Here is a 19,441-nt window from a genome sequence, read left to right as displayed (position 1 = left end):
CTCGCCGCCACCGCGGAGGCCTTTGGTAGACTGGCGGAAGCCGGATCGCAGTAACCCCGGGCTCCACTTATAGCCGCTTCGAGCGGCCTCGCGCCGAGAGGCGTTCCTGCGGTCCGGCCCCTTCTCTGCTCGCATCGCCGCCACGGTGCGCGAGGCGAGGGCCCAGGAGGAGTCGATCCTCGCCCGAGTCCCCACAGACAGGCGCCAGCGGAATGAAGAACAGCAGAGCTCTCCGGATCGGCGCGCGCGTCTGGGCGGGGGCGGGGCTGCTGGTCGTCGCCGCCCTCTACCTCCTCGCCGCGCCGAGCGTCGACGACGCGGAGGGCGCCCAGTTCGCCGCGGGGGTCTCGCTCTCGCAGGGCACGGTGATGCGCGTCCTCGCGGTCCTCGACGTGCTCGCCGGGCTCTGGGTCCTCATCCGCCCGCGCAGCTATCCGGGCATCACCGCTGCGGCGGTGGCCGTGATCTCGCTCTGGCTGGCCCCCCGGCTGGGCGACCCCGCGCTCGTGCCGATCGGCACGTTGGCGCTGGATGTCCGATTCGTGACGCATCCGATCGAGGTGTCGGTCGTCGTTGCAGGCCTGGCCGTGACAGCCTTCTGGATGACGCGGAATCTTTCAGCCCGGGCGCGGGCGAGGCGGGGCTGATGACGGACGACACCACAGCGGAGGCGGCTGTCCTCCTCGAGCGCATCGCCGGGGGAGAGCAGGCCGCGTTCGCCGCGCTCTACGACCAGATGGCCGGCCGGGTCCTCGGCCTGATCATCCGCGTCCTCGTCGACCGCTCCCAGTCCGAGGAGGTGGCCCAGGAGGTCTTCCTCGAGATCTGGCAAACCGCTGGGCGTTTCGCTCCGAATAAAGGAAGCGCGACGACCTGGATCCTCACGATGGCACACCGCAGGGCCATCGACAGGGTCCGCGCGGCTCAAGCCGGCCGTGATCGGGACATGCGCATCGGAATCCGAGACCTCGGACGCGACTACGACCAGGTCTCCGAGCAGGCGGAGGTGTCCCTCGAGCACGAGAAGGTCGCGGCCGCCATGGGCCGCCTGACGGAACTGCAGCGGCAGGCGCTGCAGCTCGCTTACTACGGCGGATACTCGCACAGCGAGATCGCGGGGATCCTGCAGTGCCCCGTGGGAACCGTCAAGACACGCCTGCGTGACGGAATGATCAGACTTCGAGAAGAGATGGGGGTGGCCCTGTGAACGATGTGCGACTCCCCGACGGGATGGACGACCCGCGCGATCTCGCGGCGGGTCACGCACTGGGCATCCTGACGCCCGAGGAGCAGGAGCGCTACGAGCGCTTCCTCTCCGAGCACCCGGAGGCGCGCGGCGAGGCCGACGCGTTCGCCGAGGTGGCGGAGGCGCTGGTCGCCGACGCACCCGCCGTGGAGCCCTCGCCGGGCTTCAAGGCCGACCTGATGGCGCTCATCGCCACCACTCCGCAGCTGCCGCTGGAGGAGCCCGACGAGGACCACGAGGCGCCCGCCGCGCCCCGTCTGGTCCCCGTCGCCTCCGAGGGCGAGCGGAGCGGTCCGACGGCTCGCCGGGACGGTGGCGGCAGCGCCGCGAACCGCGCCCGGAGCCGCTGGTTCGCCCGCCCCGCGGTCTACCTCTCGGCGGCCGCGGCCGCCGCGGTGATCGTGGTCGGCGGAGTGACCCTCCCGCCGCTGCTCTCGTCCGGCCCCGGCCAGACGCAGCAGCAGACGGCTCTGGAGCAGATCCGCAGCGCCCCCGACGCGCAGGAGACGACCGGCACGGTCGCCACCGGCGAGCAGGCGACGCTGGTCTGGTCGAGCTCGCTCGGCCGCTCCGCCCTCGTGGTGGACGACCTGGCGCCGCTGCCGGAGGACAAGACCTACGAGCTCTGGTACATCGGCTCATCCGGTCCGGTCGCCGCAGGGACGTTCGACGGGGGAGAGGGCAGCACCGTGGCCCCGCTCGAGGGGAGCCTGACCGAGGGCGGAGTCGTCGCCGTGACGGTCGAGGACGCCGGCGGCTCGCCGACTCCGACCACCGATCCGATACTGGCGATCGACATCGCCTGACGGCCCGAGCACGAGAAGAGCCGCACTCCGATGGCGGAGTGCGGCTCTTCTCGTTCCCGGAGGGAACGCGGTGGAACGAGAGCGAGCCGCGACCCCGGAGGGACGCGGCTCGCTCTCGTCTGCGGCGGATCAGCCGAAGCGGCCCGAGACGTAGTCCTCGGTCGCCTGGACGGACGGCCGCGAGAACATCGTCGCGGTGTCGTCGTACTCGATGAGCTTGCCCGGCTTGCCGGTGCCCGCGATGTTGAAGAACGCGGTGCGGTCCGAGACGCGCGAGGCCTGCTGCATGTTGTGGGTCACGATGACGATCGTGTAGTCGTTCTTGAGCTCCTCGATGAGGTCCTCGATCGCGAGGGTCGAGATCGGGTCGAGGGCGGAGCAGGGCTCGTCCATCAGGAGGACGTCGGGGGAGACGGCGATCGCGCGGGCGATGCACAGACGCTGCTGCTGGCCGCCGGAGAGACCGGAGCCCGGCTTGTCGAGGCGGTCCTTCACCTCGTTCCAGAGGTTCGCGCCCTGGAGCGAGCGCTCGACGAGCGCGTCCGCGTCCGACTTCGAGATGCGGCGGTTGTTGAGCTTCACGCCGGCCAGCACGTTGTCCCGGATGGACATCGTCGGGAACGGGTTGGGGCGCTGGAAGACCATGCCCACCTGCCGGCGGACCTGCACCGGGTCGACGCCCGGGCCGTACAGGTTGTTGCCGTCGATCAGGACCTCGCCCTCGACGTGCGCGCCGGGGATGACCTCGTGCATGCGGTTGAGCGTGCGGAGGAAGGTCGACTTGCCGCAGCCGGACGGGCCGATGAAGGCGGTGACCGTGCGGGGCTCGATGGCGAGCGAGACGCCCTCCACCGCGAGGAACTGGCTGTAGTAGACGTTGAGGTCGTTGACCTCGATGCGCTTGGACATTGCTTCCTTCGGGGATTCCGGCCGGAGCCGAGTGGTGGGTGTCAGCGGCCGAGCTTGGGGGCGAAGATCTTCGCGATCAGGCGGGCGATCAGGTTCAGCGCCATGACGATCAGGATGAGGGCCAGCGCGCCGGTCCAGGCCCGGTTGAGGAACGCCTCGGCGTCGGGGCCCTGGTTCGCGTACTGCGTGTAGACGAAGACCGGGAGGGTCATCATCCGCTCGCTGAAGAGGTCGTAGTTCATCGACGCGGTGAAGCCGGCGACGATGAGCAGCGGGGCGGTCTCGCCGATGACGCGGGCGATCGCGAGGGTGATGCCCGTCGTGATGCCGGCGATGGAGGTCGGCAGCACGATCTTGACGATGGTCAGCCACTTCGGCACGCCCAGCGCGTAGGACGCCTCGCGCAGCTCGTTCGGGACCAGCTTCAGCATCTCCTCCGACGAGCGGACGACTACGGGGATCATCAGCACGGCGAGGGCGATCGAGCCGGCGAAGCCCATCCGGACGCCGGGGCCGAGGAGCAGCGCGAAGAGCGCGTACGCGAACAGGCCCGCGACGATGGAGGGGATGCCCGTCATCACGTCGACGAAGAAGGTGATCGCCCGGGCGAGGTGGCCGCGGCCGTACTCGACGAGGTAGATCGAGGTGAGCAGGCCGATCGGCACCGAGATCAGCGCGGCCATGGCCGTGATCTCGAGCGTGCCGATGATCGCGTGGAGGGCGCCGCCGCCCGCGTCGATGACGTTGCGCATGGACGAGGAGAAGAAGAGCGGATCGAACCGCGCGACTCCGTTGGAGACGACCGTGTAGAGCAGGGAGATCAGCGGGAGCAGCGCGATGATGAACGCGGTCGCGACCAGCGAGGTCACGAGGCGGTCGACAGCCTTGCGGCCGCCCTCGACCAGGCGCGAGACCACGTAGATGGCGACGTCGAAGAGGACGGTGCCCCAGAAGATCGCTCCGACGAGGCTGAAGTCGTTCATCATGCCGGCCGCCTGGAGGATCAGGAAGACGGCGGCGAACACGACCCAGCTGCCGACGAGCAGCATCCAGGGAGTGCCCTTGGGCAGCTTGCCCGCCTGCAGCGAGAAGGGCATCGACGAGGTGGCGGCGGACATCAGTTGGCTCCCGAGAAGGCCTTGCGGCGGTTGACGATGAACCGCGCGACCGAGTTCACGACGAGCGTGATGACGAAGAGGATGAGGCCCGAGGCGACGAGGACGTTCACGCCGACTCCGCTCGCCTCCGGGAACTGCAGCGCGATGTTCGCGGCGATGGTGTTCGAGTTCTGCGAGGTGAGCAGGAGGAAGGAGACGACCGTCGCGGGCGAGAGCACCATCGCGACGGCGAGCGTCTCGCCGAGGGCGCGGCCGAGGCCGAGCATGGCGGCCGAGACGATGCCCGGGGCGCCGAAGGGCAGGACGGCCATGCGGATCATCTCCCAGCGGGTCGCGCCGAGCGCGAGCGCCGCCTCCTCGTGCAGGCGCGGGGCCTGGAGGAAGATCTCGCGGCAGACCGCGGTGATGATCGGGATGACCATGACGGCCAGCACCACCGAGGCGGTGAGGATCGTCTTGCCGGTGCCCGACGCCTGGCCGCCGAAGAGCGGGAACCAGCCGATGTTCACGTTGAGGAAGAGGTAGAAGGGCTGCACCATCGGCGCCAGCACGGTCGCGCCCCAGAGGCCGAAGACCACCGAGGGGACGGCGGCGAGGAGGTCGACCACGTAGCCGAGGGCCATCGCGATGCGGCGCGGCGCGTAGTGCGAGATGAAGAGGGCGATCGCGATCGAGAGCGGCAGGGCGATCACCAGGGCGATCACCGCCGACCAGACCGTGCCGAAGACCAGGGGGCCGACGTAGGCCCAGAAGCTCGTCGCGTCGCCGGGGAGGCTGCCGGCCGGCGCGGTGAACGCGGGGATCGACTGCGCGATGAGGAAGATCGCGACGGCGGCGAGGACGAGGAGGATGAGGGAACCGGCGGCGACGGTCGAGATCGAGAAGACCCGATCTCCGACACGCACCTTCGCCTTCGGGCGGACGACGGTCTCAGTTGCCATTCCAGGGGACTCTCTTCAGACGAGGGGGTTCGGCGGGGCGCACAGGGAGATGCTAGGGCTCGGAGGGGGCGTCCGGTGGGTCGAGCCCGGCACAGGCGGGGCCCGTCCCGCGGATCGTGCTGCGAGACGGGCCCTGCCGGTGGGACTACTTGATCGACTCGATCGCGGTGGCGACGGTCGAGGCGAGCTCGGAGCTCAGGGGAGCGGAGCCGGCCTGAGCGGCGGCGGCCTCCTGGCCCTCCTCGCTCGCGACGTAGGAGGCGAAGGACTTGACGACCTCGCCCTTGTCGGCGTCCGCGTACTCCTGGCACACGATGAGGTAGCTGACCAGGACCATCGGCCAGGCGTCCGCCTCGGTGCCCGTGCGGTCGATCTTGATCGCGAGGTCGTTGTCCTCGCGGCCCTCGGCGATGGGCGAGGCGGCGACGACCGCCGCGGCTCCGTCGGCCGAGATGGTCGAGAACGCGTCGCCGACCTTCAGCTGCGCCATGTCCATGCCCTGGGCGCCGGACTCGTCGGCGTAGCCGATCGTGTTGGTGCCGTTCTTGACCGCGTCGACGACACCCGAGGTGCCCTTGGCGCCGTCACCGCTCTGGTACGGGAAGGTCTGCGCGGCGGGAGCGTCCCAGACGTCGCTCGCGGTGGCCGCGAGGTAGTCGGTGAAGTTCTGCGTGGTGCCCGAGTCGTCCGAGCGGTGCACGGAGGTGATGTTCGCCGACGGGAGGGTCGCGTCAGGGTTCAGGGCCTTGATCTCCGGGGCGTCCCAGGAGGTGATGGTGCCCTTGAAGATGCCCGCGATGGTGGCCGCGTCGAGCTTGAGCTCGTCGACGCCCTCCACGTTGAAGATGACCGCGATCGGCGAGATGTAGACCGGGAGGTCGATCGCCTTGGTGTCGGGGGCGCACGCGGCGAAGGTGCCCGCGAGCTCCTCGTCCTTGAGCGCGGAGTCGGAGCCGGCGTAGTCGGCGGCGCCGTCGATGAAGTTGGTGCGGCCGGCGCCGGAGCCCTGCGGGTCGTAGTTGACCGTGACCTCGGGGTTCGCGGTCTGGAACGCGGCGGCCCAGGTGGTCTGCGCGGTGCCCTGAGCGGACGAGCCGATCCCGGTGATGGTGCCGGAGAGCGTGGAGGTGGTGGCGGAGCCGGAGCTGCCGCCTGCGGCCGGTGCCTCGTTGGCAGCGCAGGAGGTCAGCGTGATCGCTGCGACGGCGGCGACGACGGCCGCCTGGCCGAGACGCGAGAATCTCACAAGTATCCCTTTCGGGTAGGAAAACGTGGAAAACAGAACAGGGCCTGGTGCAGCCCGCGAGCGAGAGTACGGAGGGGTCGTGTCCTGGCACCGACCGCTCGGTGAACGCGCGGTGAACGGGTCCGCCTCGGGGATTGCGGAGCGACGGGGCGGCGGGGAAGGCGCGGTGCGTCGGGCGCGTCCCGGCGGCGCGACCGGCCCGGTCCGGAGGGACCCGTCGAGCCGGTCGCGCAGCGCCCGGGCGGGTCAGGCCAGCGGCGTGTGCGTCTCGATCGCGACGATGCCGGAGCCGGGGTGGCCGGTGGAGAGGTGCACCACGGCGAAGCCCCCGGTCGGGAGCGCTGCCGCCTCGTCGAGGTAGGCGCCGAGAGGAGTCGCCGTGGCGAGGGCGATCTCGCGCAGGATCTCGGGGATCACCGGCCGGTGACTGCAGAGGACGGCGGTGCGCCGGGCGCGGACCCGCTTGCCGACGAGGGCGCGGACGTCGGCGGTGCCCTGCTCGTGCGCCTCCTGGCTGAGGTCGTCGCGCAGCTTGACCGGCTTCCTGACCAGACCGGACAGCGGGGCGATGGTCGACCGGCAGCGCTTGGCGGTGCTCGAGACGAGGCGGCGCGGGCGCCAGGCGGCCACGGCCTGAGCGGCGGCCGCGGCCTCGACCCGGCCGCGCCCGGTGAGGCGGCGGGTGGAGTCGCGGCCGTCCCAGGAGGAGGCGGGCACCGCCTTCGCGTGCCGCAGGACCACGATCGCGAAGGTCTCGAGCGCACCGCGTGCGGCGATCCGGGCGAACTCGTCGACGATCGTCACGTCGTGCGGATAGGTCAGGTAGCTCCGGGCCCGCTTGAGCGTCACCCACTCGAGCGCCTCGACCTCGTCGTTCGGGAGGAAGTCGGACGCCAGGACGGCCTTCTCGGTCACCTGCGCCGCCCAGTAGTAGACGGCCTTCGGGCGCCCGCTCGGCAGCGTGTACTCTGTGCACCCCAGCGGCACCCCGAGCGCCACCGAGAGCCCGGTCTCCTCGCGGATCTCGCGGACCGCGGTCTCCGGGAGGGACTCGCCCGCGTCGACCTTGCCCTTGGGCAGGCTGACGTCCCGGCGGTGCGGCCGGTGGATCACGAGGATGTGCGGGCGGCCCTCGATGATCCGCCAGCACACCGCTCCTGCTGCGTAGACGGTGCCCGTCACGGGCGTCAGCGGCTGGAGGCCCGGTTGGCGGACCGTGTAGCCGCGCGCTTGCGATGGGTGATGTGCTGCATCAGCTGGTTCTGCAGGTCGGCGAGCGGAGCGCCCTCCTCATCGAGGTGGTGCCGCGTCCAGTCGCCGTCCGGGCCGAGCCACCAGGAGGCGGTCCGCTCGTCCATCGCCCGCTCGAACATGTCGTCGATCTCGCTGAGGTGCGCCGGCTCGACGATCCGCACCAGAGCCTCGACGCGGCGGTCGAGGTTGCGGTGCATCATGTCGGCGCTGCCGATGAAGACGTCCGGCTCGCCGCCGTTGACGAAGCTGAAGATGCGGGAGTGCTCGAGGTAGCGGCCGAGGATCGAGCGCACGCGGATGGTCTCGGAGAGCCCCTCCTGGCCGGGCTTCAGCCCGCAGATGCCGCGCACCCACACGTCGACCGGCACGCCGGCCTGGCTGGCGCGGTAGAGCGCGTCGATCACGGACTCGTCGACGATCGAGTTGACCTTGATCCGGATGCCCGAGGGGCGCCCCGCGCGGGCGTTCTCGGTCTCGGCGGCGATCCGCTTGAGCAGGCCCTTCCGCAGGTGGCGCGGCGCGACGAGCAGGCGCTTGAACTTCTTCTCGATCGCGTAGCCCGAGAGCTCGTTGAACAGACGCGTGAGGTCCTTGCCGACCTCGGGGTCGGCCGTCAGGAGTCCGAGGTCCTCGTAGATGCGCGAGGTCTTCGGGTTGTAGTTGCCGGTGCCGATGTGGGAGTAGTGGCGGAGCACTCCGCCCTTCTCCTGGCGGATGACGAGCGCGAGCTTGCAGTGGGTCTTCAGCCCGACGAGCCCGTAGACCACGTGCACGCCCGCCTTCTCGAGCTTGCGCGCCCACGAGATGTTCGCCTGCTCGTCGAAGCGCGCCTTGATCTCGACCAGGGCGAGCACCTGCTTGCCCGACTCGGCCGCGTCGATGAGCGCCTCGACGATGGGGGAGTCGCCCGAGGTGCGGTAGAGCGTCTGCTTGATCGCGAGCACGTCCGGATCGGCCGCCGCCTGCTCGAGGAACGACTGCACGCTCGTCGCGAAGGACTCGTAGGGGTGGTGAAGGAGCACGTCGCCGCGGGAGACGGCCTTGAAGACGTCCTGCCGCTGGTTGGGCTCGCTGGGCGAGAGCTGCACCGCCGTCGTCGGGACGTGATTGGGGTACTTCAGGTCCGGGCGGTCGATCTTCTGCAGGCTGAAGAGCCCGCTGAGGTCGAGCGGGGCCGGGAGCTTGTAGACCTCCTGCGTCGTGATGTCGAGCTCGCGGACCAGCAGGCCCAGCGTCTCGTCGTCCATGTCATCGGTGACCTCGAGGCGGATGGGCGGGCCGAACCGGCGGCGCAGCAGCTCCTTCTCGAGGGCCTTGATCAGGTTCTCGGTCTCGTCCTCGTCGACCTCGACGTCCTCGTTGCGCGTCACCCGGAACACGTGGTGGTCGAGGATCTCCATGCCGGGGAACAGGTCGTCCAGCTGGTTGGCGATCAGGTCCTCGAGCGAGATGAACCGCATCGGCTCGCCCGGCGCCGCGACTCCGGCGATCCGCACGAAGCGGGGGAGCATCTGCGGCACCTTGAGGCGCGCGAACTCGACCTTCTGCGTCTTCGGGTTCCGCACCCGCACCGAGAGGTTGAGCGAGAGGCCGGAGATGTAGGGGAACGGGTGCGCCGGGTCGACCGCGAGCGGCATCAGCACCGGGAACACCTGGGCCGAGAAGTAGTCGTCCAGCACGGTGCGCTCGGCGTCGCTCAGCTCGTCCCAGCGGACGAGGTCGATGCCGCCGGCGCGCAGGGCGGGCTCGACGAGCTCCTTGAACGCTCGGGAGTGGCGCTGCTGCAGCAGGTGCGCCTTCTCCGAGATGTCGGTCAGCACGTCGACCGGCACGCGGCCGATGTTCGTCGGCAGGGCGAGCCCCGTGAGGATGCGGCGCTTGAGGCCGGCGACCCGGACCATGAAGAACTCGTCGAGGTTGGACGAGAAGATCGCCAGGAAGTTCGCCCGCTCGAGCGCCGGAACCAGCGGATCCTCCGCGAGCTCGAGCACGCGCTGGTTGAACGCGAGCCAGCTCAGCTCCCGGTCGAGGTAGCGGTTGTCGGGGAGGAGCGGGTCCGAGTGCTCCTCCTCGTCGTCGAAGTCGTCGTCGAGGTCATCGCTGAGACCGTCTTCGAGAAGCAGGTTGTCGCCGTCCATGCGACCATCCTGGCACCGCGTCCGTCCGCTCCGCGCCGCCGCTCGTGAATGCCGGATGAACGGGGTCGGGGGAGGCCCTGTGGAGGAGTGCCGGCTCAGCGCAGCGGCGCGGCGCGCTGCAGGTACTGCACGTCGACGGAGGCGTCCGTGAACCCGAGCGAGCGGTAGAGCGCCACCGCCGACCGGTTCTCGGCCTCGACGTAGAGGTCGGCCGCGGTGCAGCCGCGCTCGAGCATCCGCGCGAGCCCGGTGTTCAGCAGGGTGCGGCCGAGTCCCCGTCCGGCCGCCTCGGGGGCGACCCCGAGGACGTAGATCTCGCCGGTCGTCGATCCGGGCTCGATCTTGAGCCAGTCGTATCCGAGGAGCGTGCCGTCGACGTCGCGGAGCAGGAGGAAGTCGCCCTCGTCGAACCACGGCTCGGCGCGGCGGGCCGCCAGGTCCTCCTCCTTCATCCGCCCCTGCTCGGGGTGCGCGGCGAAGATCCGCGCGTTCAGGGCGATCCACTCGGCCGGAGCGAGGTCGCGGGCGTCCGAGAGGACGACGCCCTCGGGGACGCGGACCTCGGGGGCGGCGAGCGGCTCGAGCTCGAGGTGCAGGAGGGTGCGAACCGGTGCGAAGCCGTGGGAGGCCGCGAGGGCCCGGGCGGCGGGGTGGTCGCCGTGCGCCCAGGCGAGCAGGCCCGTCCGGCCGCTCGCGAGAACCTGCTCCAGGGTCGCGGTGCCGAAGCCGACCCCGCGCCACTCCGGATCGACGACGAACTCCAGCTCGCCCTGCCCGAGGATCGCCGCCGCCACGACCACGTCGGCGCGCAGCCCCACGAGGAGGGTGCGCGAGCCGGCCCGGGCGTCGACGAGCGTCTGGTCGCTGAAGGGGGGCTGGTGGTCGAACCAGGCGGCGCGCCCGATCAGGTGCTCGAGGCCGGCCGCCACCGCGGGATCGGCCAGATCCTCAACGGACAGGTTGAGCGACTCGCTCATTGTCCTCTTCGTACACGTTGAAGCGGTATCCGACGTTGCGGACCGTGCCGATCAGCGACTCCAGGTCGCCGAGCTTCGCGCGGAGGCGCCGCACGTGCACGTCGACCGTGCGGGTGCCGCCGAAGTAGTCGTAGCCCCACACCTCGCTCAGCAGCTGCTCGCGGGTGAAGACGCGCGAGGGGTGCGTGGCGAAGAAGCGGAGGAGCTCGAACTCCTTGAAGGTGAGGTCGAGCGGGCGCCCGTGCACCTTGGCGGAGTAGCTGGCCTCGTCGATCACGACGCCCGACGCCTGGATGCGCGAGGTCGACTGCTCCTGCGCGAGCCGACCGATCACCAGGCGGATGCGGGCGTCGACCTCGGCGGGGCCGGCCGAGTCGAGGATGACGTCGTTGACGCCCCAGTCGGCCGAGACGGCCGTGAGCCCGCCCTCCGTGAGGATCAGGATGAGGGGGACGTTGATGCCCGTGGTCGTGAGGATCTTGCAGAGCGACTTGGCGCTGGCGAGGTCCTGCCGCGCGTCGACCAGGATCAGATCGCAGCTCGGGGCGTTCACGAGCTGGGCGGGCTCCGCGGGGATCTGCCGGGTCCGGTGGCTGAGGAGCCCCAGTGCGGGGAGCACCTCGGCGCCTCCCGCCGAGGTCAGTATCAACAACTGCGCCACGGATCCTCCAGAACTGGTCTGCCCGCAATACTAGCGGCGGGCCGGGAGGGGCGTCCGCCTGGGGCACAATTGTCGGATGGGCAGGGATCGGGTGGGCATCGGAGTCGTCTGGGCGCTCGCACTCGTGGGCTCCGTGCTGACGCTGGCGATCGCCGCTCCGGAGTCCCGGCAGCTCTGGCTCGCGCTGACGTTCGGCGGATGCGTGCTCGCGACCTTCGCGGTGCAGCTCGCCGTGGCCCGCGCCGAGGGGTACCTCCTCCGCGCGATGACGAGCATCGTCGGGGCGATGGCCGTGGTCGCGGTCGCGAGCGGGATCGCCCTCCTCCTCCCCGCCTGAGCGGTCGCGCCCTCCCTTCCCGAGCGCCCGGATCCGCACCGCCTGAGCGGCCGCGTCGGCCCCGCCCCGGCGTCGGAGGCGGCGGGTAGGATGAGCGCATGCTTCTCGCCCTGGAACTCTTCTACCTCGGTCTGCTCGGGCTCGCCTCCCTCGCCATCGCGTGGGTCTCCGGCGTGGTCGTCTACAAGCTCTACCGCGGCCAGCGCTAGCCGCCGCCGGAGCCCGAGTGATCTCGCTTCCGTCGGGCCTGCCGCCCGAGCTCGTCCCCCTGTCCTGGCTGCTCGGCGTCTGGGAGGGCTCGGGCGTCATCGACTACACGATCGGCGACGACTCCGTCCAGGCCGAGTTCGGCCATCGCATCAGCTTCAGCTACGACGGCCTCCCGTACCTCAACTACAACTCCTACACATGGCTGATCGAGGAGGGCGCCGAGGAGGCGCCCCGGCCCCTGGTCACCGAGACGGGCTACTGGCGCCTCAGCCGCGCGCTGACCGACTCCGACGCCGGCCCGGGAATGCTGCCCGGCCGCGGCGCACCCGCCTTCCCCGACGCCGAGTCCGTCGAGACGCTGCGCAACGCCGCCGGCGGGTTCGACATCGAGGTCTCGCTCGTGCACCCGGACGGGGTCAGCGAGCTCTACCTCGGTCAGGTCAAGGGGCCTCGGATCGACCTCGCGACCGACGCGGTGATGCGCACCGCCGCGGCGAAGGACTACGCCGCCGCCACGCGCCTCTACGGCCTGGTCGACGACCACCTGCTCTGGGCGTGGGACATCGCCGCGCTCGGCCAGGGCCTGCGGACCCACTCCTCCGGACGGCTCGCCCGTGTCGACTGACGCGCCCTCCCCGCTCCTGGCCGCCCCGGGCGCCGTCGCGACGACGAGCGCCGCCGAGCCCGGCGTCGCCGCCCACTACGGCGAGCCCTTCCGCGAGCAGCGCGCTCTCGCCGCGGGCACCGCGCTCGTCGACCTCTCCGGCCGCGGCGTCGTGACCGTCACGGGGCCGGACCGCCTCACCTGGATCGACTCGCTCACCAGCCAGGCCGTCTCGCGCCTCGCTCCTGGCGCGTCCGCCGAGACGCTCCTGCTCGACCCGACCGGCCGGATCGAGCACGTCATCCGCCTCGTCGACGACGGCGAGACCGCCTGGCTCCTGCTCGACCGCGACGAGACGGCCGGCCTGGCCGCCTGGCTCGACCGGATGCGCTTCATGCTCCGCGTCGAGGTCGCCGACCGCACCGACGACTTCGCGACCCTCGCCGCCCTCGGCGACGGGCCGGCCCTGACGCTCGCCCTGTCCCTGGCCGAGGAGCCCGTCGTCTGGAGCGACCCGTGGTCGCAGGTCCAGCCGGGCGGCTGGCAGTACGCGCTGACCACAGAGCATCCCGGGGCCTCCTGGGAGCTCCGCGAGGTCCTGGTCCCGCGAGCGGCCCTCGAGGCCCTCGCGGAGACGGCCGTCGGGTTGGGAGTGGCCCTCGCCGGGGTCGACGCCCTCGAGGCGCTGCGCATCGCCGCCTGGCGCCCGCGCCACGCGACCGAGGTCGACGAGCGGTCCATTCCGCACGAGCTCGACCTCCTCCGCTCGAGCGTGCATCTCGCCAAGGGCTGCTACCGGGGCCAGGAGACGGTGGCGAAGGTGCACAACCTCGGGCACCCGCCGCGGCGCCTTGTCCTGCTGCAGCTCGACGGCTCCGACTCGATCCTCCCCGCCCACGGCGACGTCGTCACGGCGCTCAAGGGCGGCGAGCCGGTCGAGGTCGGCACGGTCACCTCCAGCGCCTGGCACTACGAGGACGGACCGGTCGCTCTCGCGGTCGTCAAGCGGAGCGTCCCGGTGGACCTCGAGCTGACCGTGCTGGCCGGCGACTCGCGCGTGGCCGCGGCCCAGGAGGTCGTGGTCCCTCCCGGAGCCGGAGCGGAGGCGGGAGTGCCCCGCCTGCCCCGCCTCGGGGCGACGACCAGGTAGGCCACGCCGTGGTGGCCGCACGTCCCGCCGAGCGGGGCCGGGCGGCCGAGCGGCTGCGCGGTCTCGTCCGGACCCCCGAGCTGAGTCCCGCGCGCGCCCTCGCCCGCGCGGGGGCGTCGCTCCCCGCAGTGCTGCAGATCGTGCTCGCGGCGACCCTCGCCTACTCCGTCGCGCACTTCGTCCTCGGGCACCCCGCGCCGGTGCTGGCGCTGACGGCCACGATCTCGAGCCTCGGCATCGCGCGCGACACCCGCCCCAAGCAGGTGGCCGAGACAGCGACGGGTATGCTCATCGGCATCACGGCCAGCGAGGTCCTGCTCCTGCTGTGGGGGAGCGGCGTCTGGCAGCTCGCCGTCGTCCTCGCGATCGTCTTCACGCTCGGCCGGGCCCTCTCGCCCTCGCCGGGGTTCGCCGTGGCCGCCGGGACCCAGGCGATGCTGGTGATGGTCCTCCCTGCGCCGGACGGAGGCGTCTTCACCCGGAGCGTCGACGGCCTGATCGGCGGGCTCGCGGCGCTGCTCTGCACGGCGATCGTGCCCCGCCCGCCGCTGCGCACGGCGCGGGCCGAGGCGCATCGGCTCCTCACCGCGCTCAGCCGGACCGTGGAGGAGCTGGCCGAGGCGCTCCGCCGGGGCGACTCCTCGGCGTCCACCGCAGCCCTCGAGCGGATCCGCGGGACGCAGCCGGTCATCGACGGCTGGACCGCGGCGCTCGACTCCGCGACCGGCGTCGCCCGGATCTCGCCGTTCGTCCGTCGGCACCGCGGCGAGCTCTCCCGCCAGGCCGTGATGCTGTCCGCGCTGGACCTCGCGACCCGGAATCTGCGCATCGTCGCGCGCCGCACCGACTTCCTCGTCGGGGACGGCGCCCCGCGGCCGGCGCTCGCCGGAGCGGTCGCCGCCCTCGGCCCGGGCATCGCGCTGCTCGGCCGCGCGGTCGCCGATCCGTCGGTGCTCGCCCTGGCGCGTCAAGACCTCGTGCTGCTCGCGACCACGCTCGACCCCCAGCGGCTGATCCCGGAGGCGCGCCTCGCCGAGAAGACGGTGCTCGTCCTGCTCCGCCCGCTCGTCGTCGACCTGCTCACGGCGACCGGCGCCGCTCCCGCCGAGGCTCGGGCCGCCCTGCCCCCGCTCGCCTAGGGCTCAGGAGGCCCGGTGCTCAGGCCCGGCGCTCAGGCCCGGCGCTCAGGAGGAGGGGGCGACCGCCTCCCACGCGACCGTCACCTCGCCCAGGCGCCAGCGCCGCGGCCCGCCGAGGACCGGCCACTCCGGCCGGAGGTCCCGGACCGCCGCGATCCAGCGCTGACCTGGACCGTAGACGGCGAGAGGGGCGTTCAGCGTCCACGCCCGCTCGAGGGCGGAGAGGAAGGCGTGCACGCCCTCGCCGGGCACGTTGCGGTGGATGAGGGCCTTCGGCAGGCGCTCGGCCGCCGTCATCGGCGAGGGGATCGCCGCGAGCCGGAGCGAGAGGGTCAGCGAGCGCGGGCCCTCCCGGCCGACCTCGATCCAGGTGCAGATGCGGCCGATCTCGTCGCAGGTGCCCTCGACCAGGACGCCGTCGGGCTGCAGGCGGTCCGTCATCGTCGCCCAGGCTCCCTGCACCGCGTCCTCGTCGTACTGGCGGAGCACGTTGAAGGCGCGGATGACGCCCGCCCGCCGCCCCGCGGGCAGGGGCACCTCGAAGCCGCCGCGCTCGAAGCGCACGCGCGCGTCCGCGGGGAACGGCGTGCCGCCCTCCCTCACCCGGGCGAGCTGGCGTCGAGCGGTGTCGACCCGGGCGGGCTCGATCTCGAGGCCGAGCACCTCGACGTCGGGCGCGGCCCGGACGAGCCGGCGGTGCAGCTCGAGCGTGGTGACCGCGCTCGCCCCGAAGCCGAGATCGACGACGAGCGGGGAGTCGGTGCTGCGCAGGACGGGCAGCTCGGCGAGCCGGCGGTCGACCCGGCGGAGGCGGTTCGTGCCCGTCGTTCCGCGGGTGACGGCTCCGATGGGCATGCTCTCCAGCGTATCCGCGGGCGAGGGGGCCGCCTCTAAGCTGGACGCATGTCCGAGACCTACACCCTCATCCTCGTGCGCCACGGCAACAGCGAGTGGAACCAGAAGAACCTGTTCACCGGCTGGGTCGACGTGCGCCTGACCGAGCAGGGAGTCGCAGAGGCCACCCGCGCCGGCGAGCTGCTGACCGAGGCGGGCCTGCACCCCGACATCGTCTACACGTCGCGCCAGACCCGTGCGATCCAGACCGCCAACATCGCCCTCGAGGTCGCCGACCGCCTGTGGATCGACGTCAAGCGCTCCTGGCGTCTCAACGAGCGCCACTACGGCGCCCTGCAGGGCAAGGACAAGGCGCAGACCCTCGCCGAGTACGGCCCCGAGCAGTTCCAGACCTGGCGCCGCTCCTTCGACGTGCCGCCGCCCCCGCTCGACGACGACGACCAGTACTCGCAGGCGCACGACGAGCGCTACGCCGACCTCGGCGACGCCCTGCCCCGCACCGAGTCGCTGAAGCTCGTGATCGAGCGGATGCTCCCGTACTGGGAGTCCGACATCAAGCCGGACCTCGCCTCGGGCAAGACCGTCATGATCACCGCGCACGGCAACTCCCTCCGCGCGCTGGTGAAGACGCTCGACGGCATCTCGGACTCGGACATCGCGGAGCTCAACATCCCGACCGGGATCCCGCTCGTCTACGAGCTGAACGAGGACTTCGAGCCCATCGGGGAGGCGCGCTACCTCGACCCCGAGGCCGCGGCCGCCGGTGCCGCCGCCGTCGCCGCCCAGGGCGCCAAGAAGTAGCACCGCCCCGCACACGCGAACGGCCCGCCCGAGTCCTCGACTCCGGCGGGCCGTTCACGTAGCCCCGGAGGCGGAGCGCACGGACACGTCCGGCCCGCAGGAGACGATCGTTCCTGCGGGCCGGACGGTGAGACGGGCCGGAGCCCGAGGTGTCGACTAGGAGTAGTCGCCCGAGATCAGGTACTGGACCTTCTTGGCGATCGACACGGCGTGGTCGGCGAAGCGCTCGTGGTAGCGGCTGGCGAGGGTCGCGTCGACGGTGTCCGCTGCCTGGCCCTTCCACGCCTCGCTGAGCACCTTGTCGAAGACGCTGACGTGCAGCTCGTCGATCTTGTCGTCCTCGTCGCGGATCTCCTCGGCGATTCGCGGATCCTGCGAGCGGAGCAGGTCGGTCAGCTTGTGCGCGACGACCACGTCGAGGCGGCCCATCTCGACGAACGTCGGACGCAGGCTCTTGGGGACCACCTTGTCGGGGAAGCGATAGCGCGAGAGCTGGGCGATGTGCTCGGCGATGTCGCCCATCCGCTCGAGCGACGCGCTGATGCGCAGCGCCGAGACGACGATCCGCAGGTCGCGGGCGACCGGGTTCTGCCGGGCGAGGATGTCGATCGCGAGCTCGTCGAGGCTGATGGCCAGCTCGTCGATGCGCGCGTCGCTCGCAATGACCTCCTCCGCGAGGGTGACGTCGGAGTGGTTGAACGCCTGGGTCGCCTTCTCGATGGCGATCTCGACGAGTCCGGAGATCTCGACGAGTCGTTCCTGGACCTCGGCCAGCTCCTGCTGGAAAACTTCGCGCATCTGTGTTCGACCCTCTCTACGGCGCGCGCGGACGACGGCGCCGGATCTGCGGCGAGCACCTCGCACGCCGCTGCGACTGCACTCCGTGGGCGCAGGCGCAGTCATGATGACCACGGCAGGTTAACGGACGGTGCCGGGCGTTTGAACAGTACTCGACCCCCGGAGGATCGACGGGCGTCCGGTAGGGGGACGCCCGGTGGATGGTTAGCCTGGGTCCGTGGATTCGGGCTTGATCGTGGTTCTGTCGCTCGTTCTCGGTGTCGCGATCGGGATCCTTCTGACGACCGTGCTCACGCTCGCCGCCCGCCAGGGCCGCATCGCGCAGGACGTGATCTCGGTCGGGCTCCCCGAGGGGATCGAGGCGATCATCGACGCCGTCGGCTCGCCCGCCTTCGTGACCGACCCGTCGCACAACGTGCTGAAGGCGTCCACCCGCGCCGTCGCGCTCGGCCTGGTCTCGCAGGACACGCTGCTCCACCCCGACCTCGCCGCCATCGTCGACCGCGTCCGCCGCTTCGGCGACGACATCGTCCAGGACCTCGACCTCGCGACCAGCCCGCTCTCCGACGCCGCCGTGACGCTCGTCGTCCACGCGACCCGCCTGGGCTCCCGCTACGTCCTCGTCATCGCCGAGGACCATACCGAGGCGCGCCGGCTCGAGGCCGTCCGCCGGGACTTCGTCGCCAACATCTCCCACGAGCTGAAGACCCCGATCGGCGCCGTCGGCCTGCTCGCCGAGGCCCTCGACTCCGCCGCCGACGACCCCCAGCAGGTGCGCCGCTTCGCGCACCGGCTGACCCAGGAGTCGCACCGCCTCGCGAAGATCACCCGCGAGATCATCGAGCTCTCCCGCCTCCAGGCCGCCGACGTCGCCGGCTCCGCCGAGATCATCCGCGTCGACGACGTCGTCACGGCGGCGCTCGAGACCACCCACGTCATGGCGGAGTCGCACGACGTCACCCTGGTCAAGGGCGGGATGAAGAAGGCCTACGTCGTGGGGCAGGAGAAGATGCTCGTCTCGGCGCTGCACAACCTCCTCGCCAACGCCATCCAGTACTCGCCCGCCGGCTCCCGCGTGGGCATCGGCGTCCGCTCCACCGGCGGCGTCGTCGAGATCGCCGTCACCGACCAGGGCATCGGCATCCCTGAGGAGGACCTCGACCGGGTGTTCGAGCGGTTCTACCGCGTCGACCAGGCCCGCTCCCGCCACACCGGCGGCACCGGCCTCGGCCTCAGCATCGTCAAGCACGCCGTGCAGAACCACGGCGGCGACGTCCGCGTCTGGTCCAAGCCCGGCCGCGGCTCCACCTTCACCATCCGGCTCCCCGAAGCCGAGCCCGCCCGGACGCCCTTCGCGGCGACCGCCCCGATAGGAGAACACGCGTGACCAGCATCCTGCTCGTCGAGGACGAGAGCGCCCTCAGCGAGCCCCTCAGCTACCTGCTCGAACGCGAGGGCTACGACGTCACCGTCGCCGAGGACGGCAACCGCGCCGTCGCCGCCTTCGACGAGGGCGACTACGACCTGATCCTCCTCGACCTCATGCTGCCCGGCATGCCCGGCACCGAGGTCTGCCGCGAGATCCGCACCCGCTCCTCCGTCCCGATCATCATGGTCACCGCCAAGGACTCCGAAGTGGACATCGTCGTCGGCCTGGAGCTCGGCGCCGACGACTACGTCACCAAGCCCTACTCCACCCGCGAACTGCTCGCCCGCATCCGCGCCGTCCTCCGACGCCGCACCGAGGAGCCCGGCGAGGAGCGGATCGTCGTCGCCGGCCCCGTCCGCATGGACATCGAACGCCACACGGTCGAAGTCGACGGCGTCGAGACCCCGATGCCCCTCAAGGAGTTCGAGCTCCTCGAGATGCTGCTCCGCAACGCGGGCCGCGTCCTCACCCGCGGCCAGCTCATCGACCGCGTCTGGGGCAGCGACTACTTCGGCGACACGAAGACCCTCGACGTCCACGTCAAGCGCATCCGCTCCAAGATCGAGAAGACGCCGAAGGAGCCGGTGCTCCTGGTTACTGTCCGCGGCCTCGGCTACCGCTTCGACGCTTGATCGCGGGCCCTGGCGGGGCGATCTGCGGCGTTGTCGTCGGTTGCGATACCGCTGGTATCGCGCCCTCCTCCGCCTTGCAGCTCACCCCGCCAGGACCCGCGATCAACCCTGTGCTGGAGGGGTGAGGGGCGGGGCCGTCGCTGCGCGACGAGCCGGATGGGGTAGGGCCGTCGCTGTGGGACGAGCCGAG

At 71.4% G+C, this 19,441-nt stretch carries 20 protein-coding genes; 10 read left to right on the top strand and 10 right to left on the bottom strand.

Annotated elements, in window-relative coordinates; translation table 11 throughout:
• Window positions 1–212: 212 nt before the first annotated feature.
• Genes C5C63_RS16785 through C5C63_RS14985 form a run of 3 tightly spaced genes read left to right on the top strand, consistent with a single transcriptional unit; the run spans window position 213 to window position 2,052 of the window.
• Complete coding sequence (locus tag C5C63_RS16785; RefSeq protein ID WP_104224710.1) at window positions 213–647, top strand: hypothetical protein; 435 nt, start codon at window positions 213–215, stop codon at window positions 645–647.
• Window positions 647–1,207 (top strand): ECF RNA polymerase sigma factor SigK, encoded by a 561-nt coding sequence (gene sigK, locus C5C63_RS14990; RefSeq protein WP_104224709.1) that lies wholly within the window; start codon window positions 647–649, stop codon window positions 1,205–1,207. Before C5C63_RS16785 ends, sigK begins: the two co-directional genes overlap by 1 nt.
• The gene (locus C5C63_RS14985) at window positions 1,204–2,052 is read left to right on the top strand and encodes an anti-sigma factor domain-containing protein (protein ID WP_146076502.1); all 849 of its coding nucleotides are present in this window, start codon (window positions 1,204–1,206) and stop codon (window positions 2,050–2,052) included. Before sigK ends, C5C63_RS14985 begins: the two co-directional genes overlap by 4 nt.
• 129 nt (window positions 2,053–2,181) lie before the next feature.
• On the opposite strand, the gene pstB is transcribed toward C5C63_RS14985, so the two are convergent.
• From pstB to C5C63_RS14945, 8 genes are all read right to left on the bottom strand, one after another.
• Entirely contained in the window at window positions 2,182–2,961 is a 780-nt protein-coding gene (pstB, locus tag C5C63_RS14980; protein WP_104224707.1) for a phosphate ABC transporter ATP-binding protein PstB, read from the bottom strand.
• Between the two features lie 41 nt (window positions 2,962–3,002).
• Entirely contained in the window at window positions 3,003–4,079 is a 1,077-nt protein-coding gene (gene pstA, locus C5C63_RS14975) for a phosphate ABC transporter permease PstA (RefSeq protein ID WP_104326362.1), read from the bottom strand.
• Window positions 4,079–5,020, bottom strand: coding sequence for a phosphate ABC transporter permease subunit PstC (pstC, locus tag C5C63_RS14970; RefSeq protein WP_104227270.1), 942 nt, complete (start codon window positions 5,018–5,020; stop codon window positions 4,079–4,081). Before pstC ends, pstA begins: the two co-directional genes overlap by 1 nt.
• 145 nt (window positions 5,021–5,165) lie before the next feature.
• Window positions 5,166–6,266 carry a phosphate ABC transporter substrate-binding protein PstS gene (gene pstS / locus C5C63_RS14965; RefSeq protein ID WP_104233897.1) on the bottom strand — a complete coding sequence of 367 codons (1,101 nt, stop codon included), beginning with the start codon at window positions 6,264–6,266 and terminating at the stop codon, window positions 5,166–5,168.
• A gap of 246 nt (window positions 6,267–6,512) precedes the next feature.
• Complete coding sequence (locus C5C63_RS14960; RefSeq protein ID WP_104224703.1) at window positions 6,513–7,448, bottom strand: NUDIX domain-containing protein; 936 nt, start codon at window positions 7,446–7,448, stop codon at window positions 6,513–6,515.
• Window positions 7,449–7,453: 5 nt separating this feature from the next.
• Window positions 7,454–9,658 (bottom strand): RNA degradosome polyphosphate kinase, encoded by a 2,205-nt coding sequence (locus tag C5C63_RS14955; RefSeq protein WP_104268353.1) that lies wholly within the window; start codon window positions 9,656–9,658, stop codon window positions 7,454–7,456.
• Window positions 9,659–9,753: 95 nt separating this feature from the next.
• Window positions 9,754–10,635 carry a mycothiol synthase gene (mshD, locus tag C5C63_RS14950; protein ID WP_104326361.1) on the bottom strand — a complete coding sequence of 294 codons (882 nt, stop codon included), beginning with the start codon at window positions 10,633–10,635 and terminating at the stop codon, window positions 9,754–9,756.
• The gene (locus C5C63_RS14945; RefSeq protein WP_104224700.1) at window positions 10,607–11,296 is read right to left on the bottom strand and encodes a winged helix-turn-helix domain-containing protein; all 690 of its coding nucleotides are present in this window, start codon (window positions 11,294–11,296) and stop codon (window positions 10,607–10,609) included. The genes mshD and C5C63_RS14945 overlap by 29 nt, the downstream gene beginning before the upstream one ends.
• 76 nt (window positions 11,297–11,372) lie before the next feature.
• On the opposite strand from C5C63_RS14945, the gene C5C63_RS14940 reads away from it, so the two are divergent.
• From C5C63_RS14940 to C5C63_RS14925, 4 genes are all read left to right on the top strand, one after another.
• Window positions 11,373–11,633 carry a hypothetical protein gene (locus C5C63_RS14940; RefSeq protein ID WP_146086413.1) on the top strand — a complete coding sequence of 87 codons (261 nt, stop codon included), beginning with the start codon at window positions 11,373–11,375 and terminating at the stop codon, window positions 11,631–11,633.
• A 226-nt stretch (window positions 11,634–11,859) separates the two neighbouring features.
• Window positions 11,860–12,468, top strand: coding sequence for an FABP family protein (locus C5C63_RS14935; protein WP_104224698.1), 609 nt, complete (start codon window positions 11,860–11,862; stop codon window positions 12,466–12,468).
• The gene (locus tag C5C63_RS14930; protein ID WP_104326359.1) at window positions 12,458–13,597 is read left to right on the top strand and encodes a folate-binding protein YgfZ; all 1,140 of its coding nucleotides are present in this window, start codon (window positions 12,458–12,460) and stop codon (window positions 13,595–13,597) included. The genes C5C63_RS14935 and C5C63_RS14930 overlap by 11 nt, the downstream gene beginning before the upstream one ends.
• 8 nt (window positions 13,598–13,605) lie before the next feature.
• The gene (locus C5C63_RS14925; RefSeq protein ID WP_104238730.1) at window positions 13,606–14,736 is read left to right on the top strand and encodes an aromatic acid exporter family protein; all 1,131 of its coding nucleotides are present in this window, start codon (window positions 13,606–13,608) and stop codon (window positions 14,734–14,736) included.
• Between the two features lie 45 nt (window positions 14,737–14,781).
• Here the strand turns inward: C5C63_RS14925 and C5C63_RS14920 are convergent, their stop codons facing one another.
• On the bottom strand, window positions 14,782–15,591 hold the full coding sequence (locus C5C63_RS14920; protein ID WP_104326358.1) for a class I SAM-dependent methyltransferase: 810 nt from the start codon (window positions 15,589–15,591) through the stop codon (window positions 14,782–14,784).
• Between the two features lie 48 nt (window positions 15,592–15,639).
• Between C5C63_RS14920 and C5C63_RS14915 the strand changes: the two genes are divergently transcribed.
• Complete coding sequence (locus C5C63_RS14915) at window positions 15,640–16,392, top strand: phosphoglyceromutase (protein ID WP_104224694.1); 753 nt, start codon at window positions 15,640–15,642, stop codon at window positions 16,390–16,392.
• A gap of 156 nt (window positions 16,393–16,548) precedes the next feature.
• Here C5C63_RS14915 and phoU read toward each other — a convergent pair whose 3' ends face one another.
• On the bottom strand, window positions 16,549–17,190 hold the full coding sequence (gene phoU / locus C5C63_RS14910) for a phosphate signaling complex protein PhoU (protein WP_104224693.1): 642 nt from the start codon (window positions 17,188–17,190) through the stop codon (window positions 16,549–16,551).
• A gap of 217 nt (window positions 17,191–17,407) precedes the next feature.
• Here phoU and C5C63_RS14905 point away from each other — a divergent pair, with 217 nt between their 5' ends.
• Window positions 17,408–18,577 (top strand): cell wall metabolism sensor histidine kinase WalK, encoded by a 1,170-nt coding sequence (locus tag C5C63_RS14905; protein ID WP_104326357.1) that lies wholly within the window; start codon window positions 17,408–17,410, stop codon window positions 18,575–18,577.
• Window positions 18,574–19,251, top strand: coding sequence for a response regulator transcription factor (locus C5C63_RS14900; RefSeq protein WP_104227263.1), 678 nt, complete (start codon window positions 18,574–18,576; stop codon window positions 19,249–19,251). Before C5C63_RS14905 ends, C5C63_RS14900 begins: the two co-directional genes overlap by 4 nt.
• Window positions 19,252–19,441 lie beyond the last annotated feature (190 nt).

The sequence above is a fragment of the Rathayibacter sp. AY1B8 genome (assembly GCF_002932775.1).
In the GTDB taxonomy this organism is placed as follows: Bacteria; Actinomycetota; Actinomycetes; order Actinomycetales; family Microbacteriaceae; genus Rathayibacter.
Note: the sequence above shows the minus strand (reverse complement) of the source record. Positions and strands in the feature narration are given on the sequence as shown.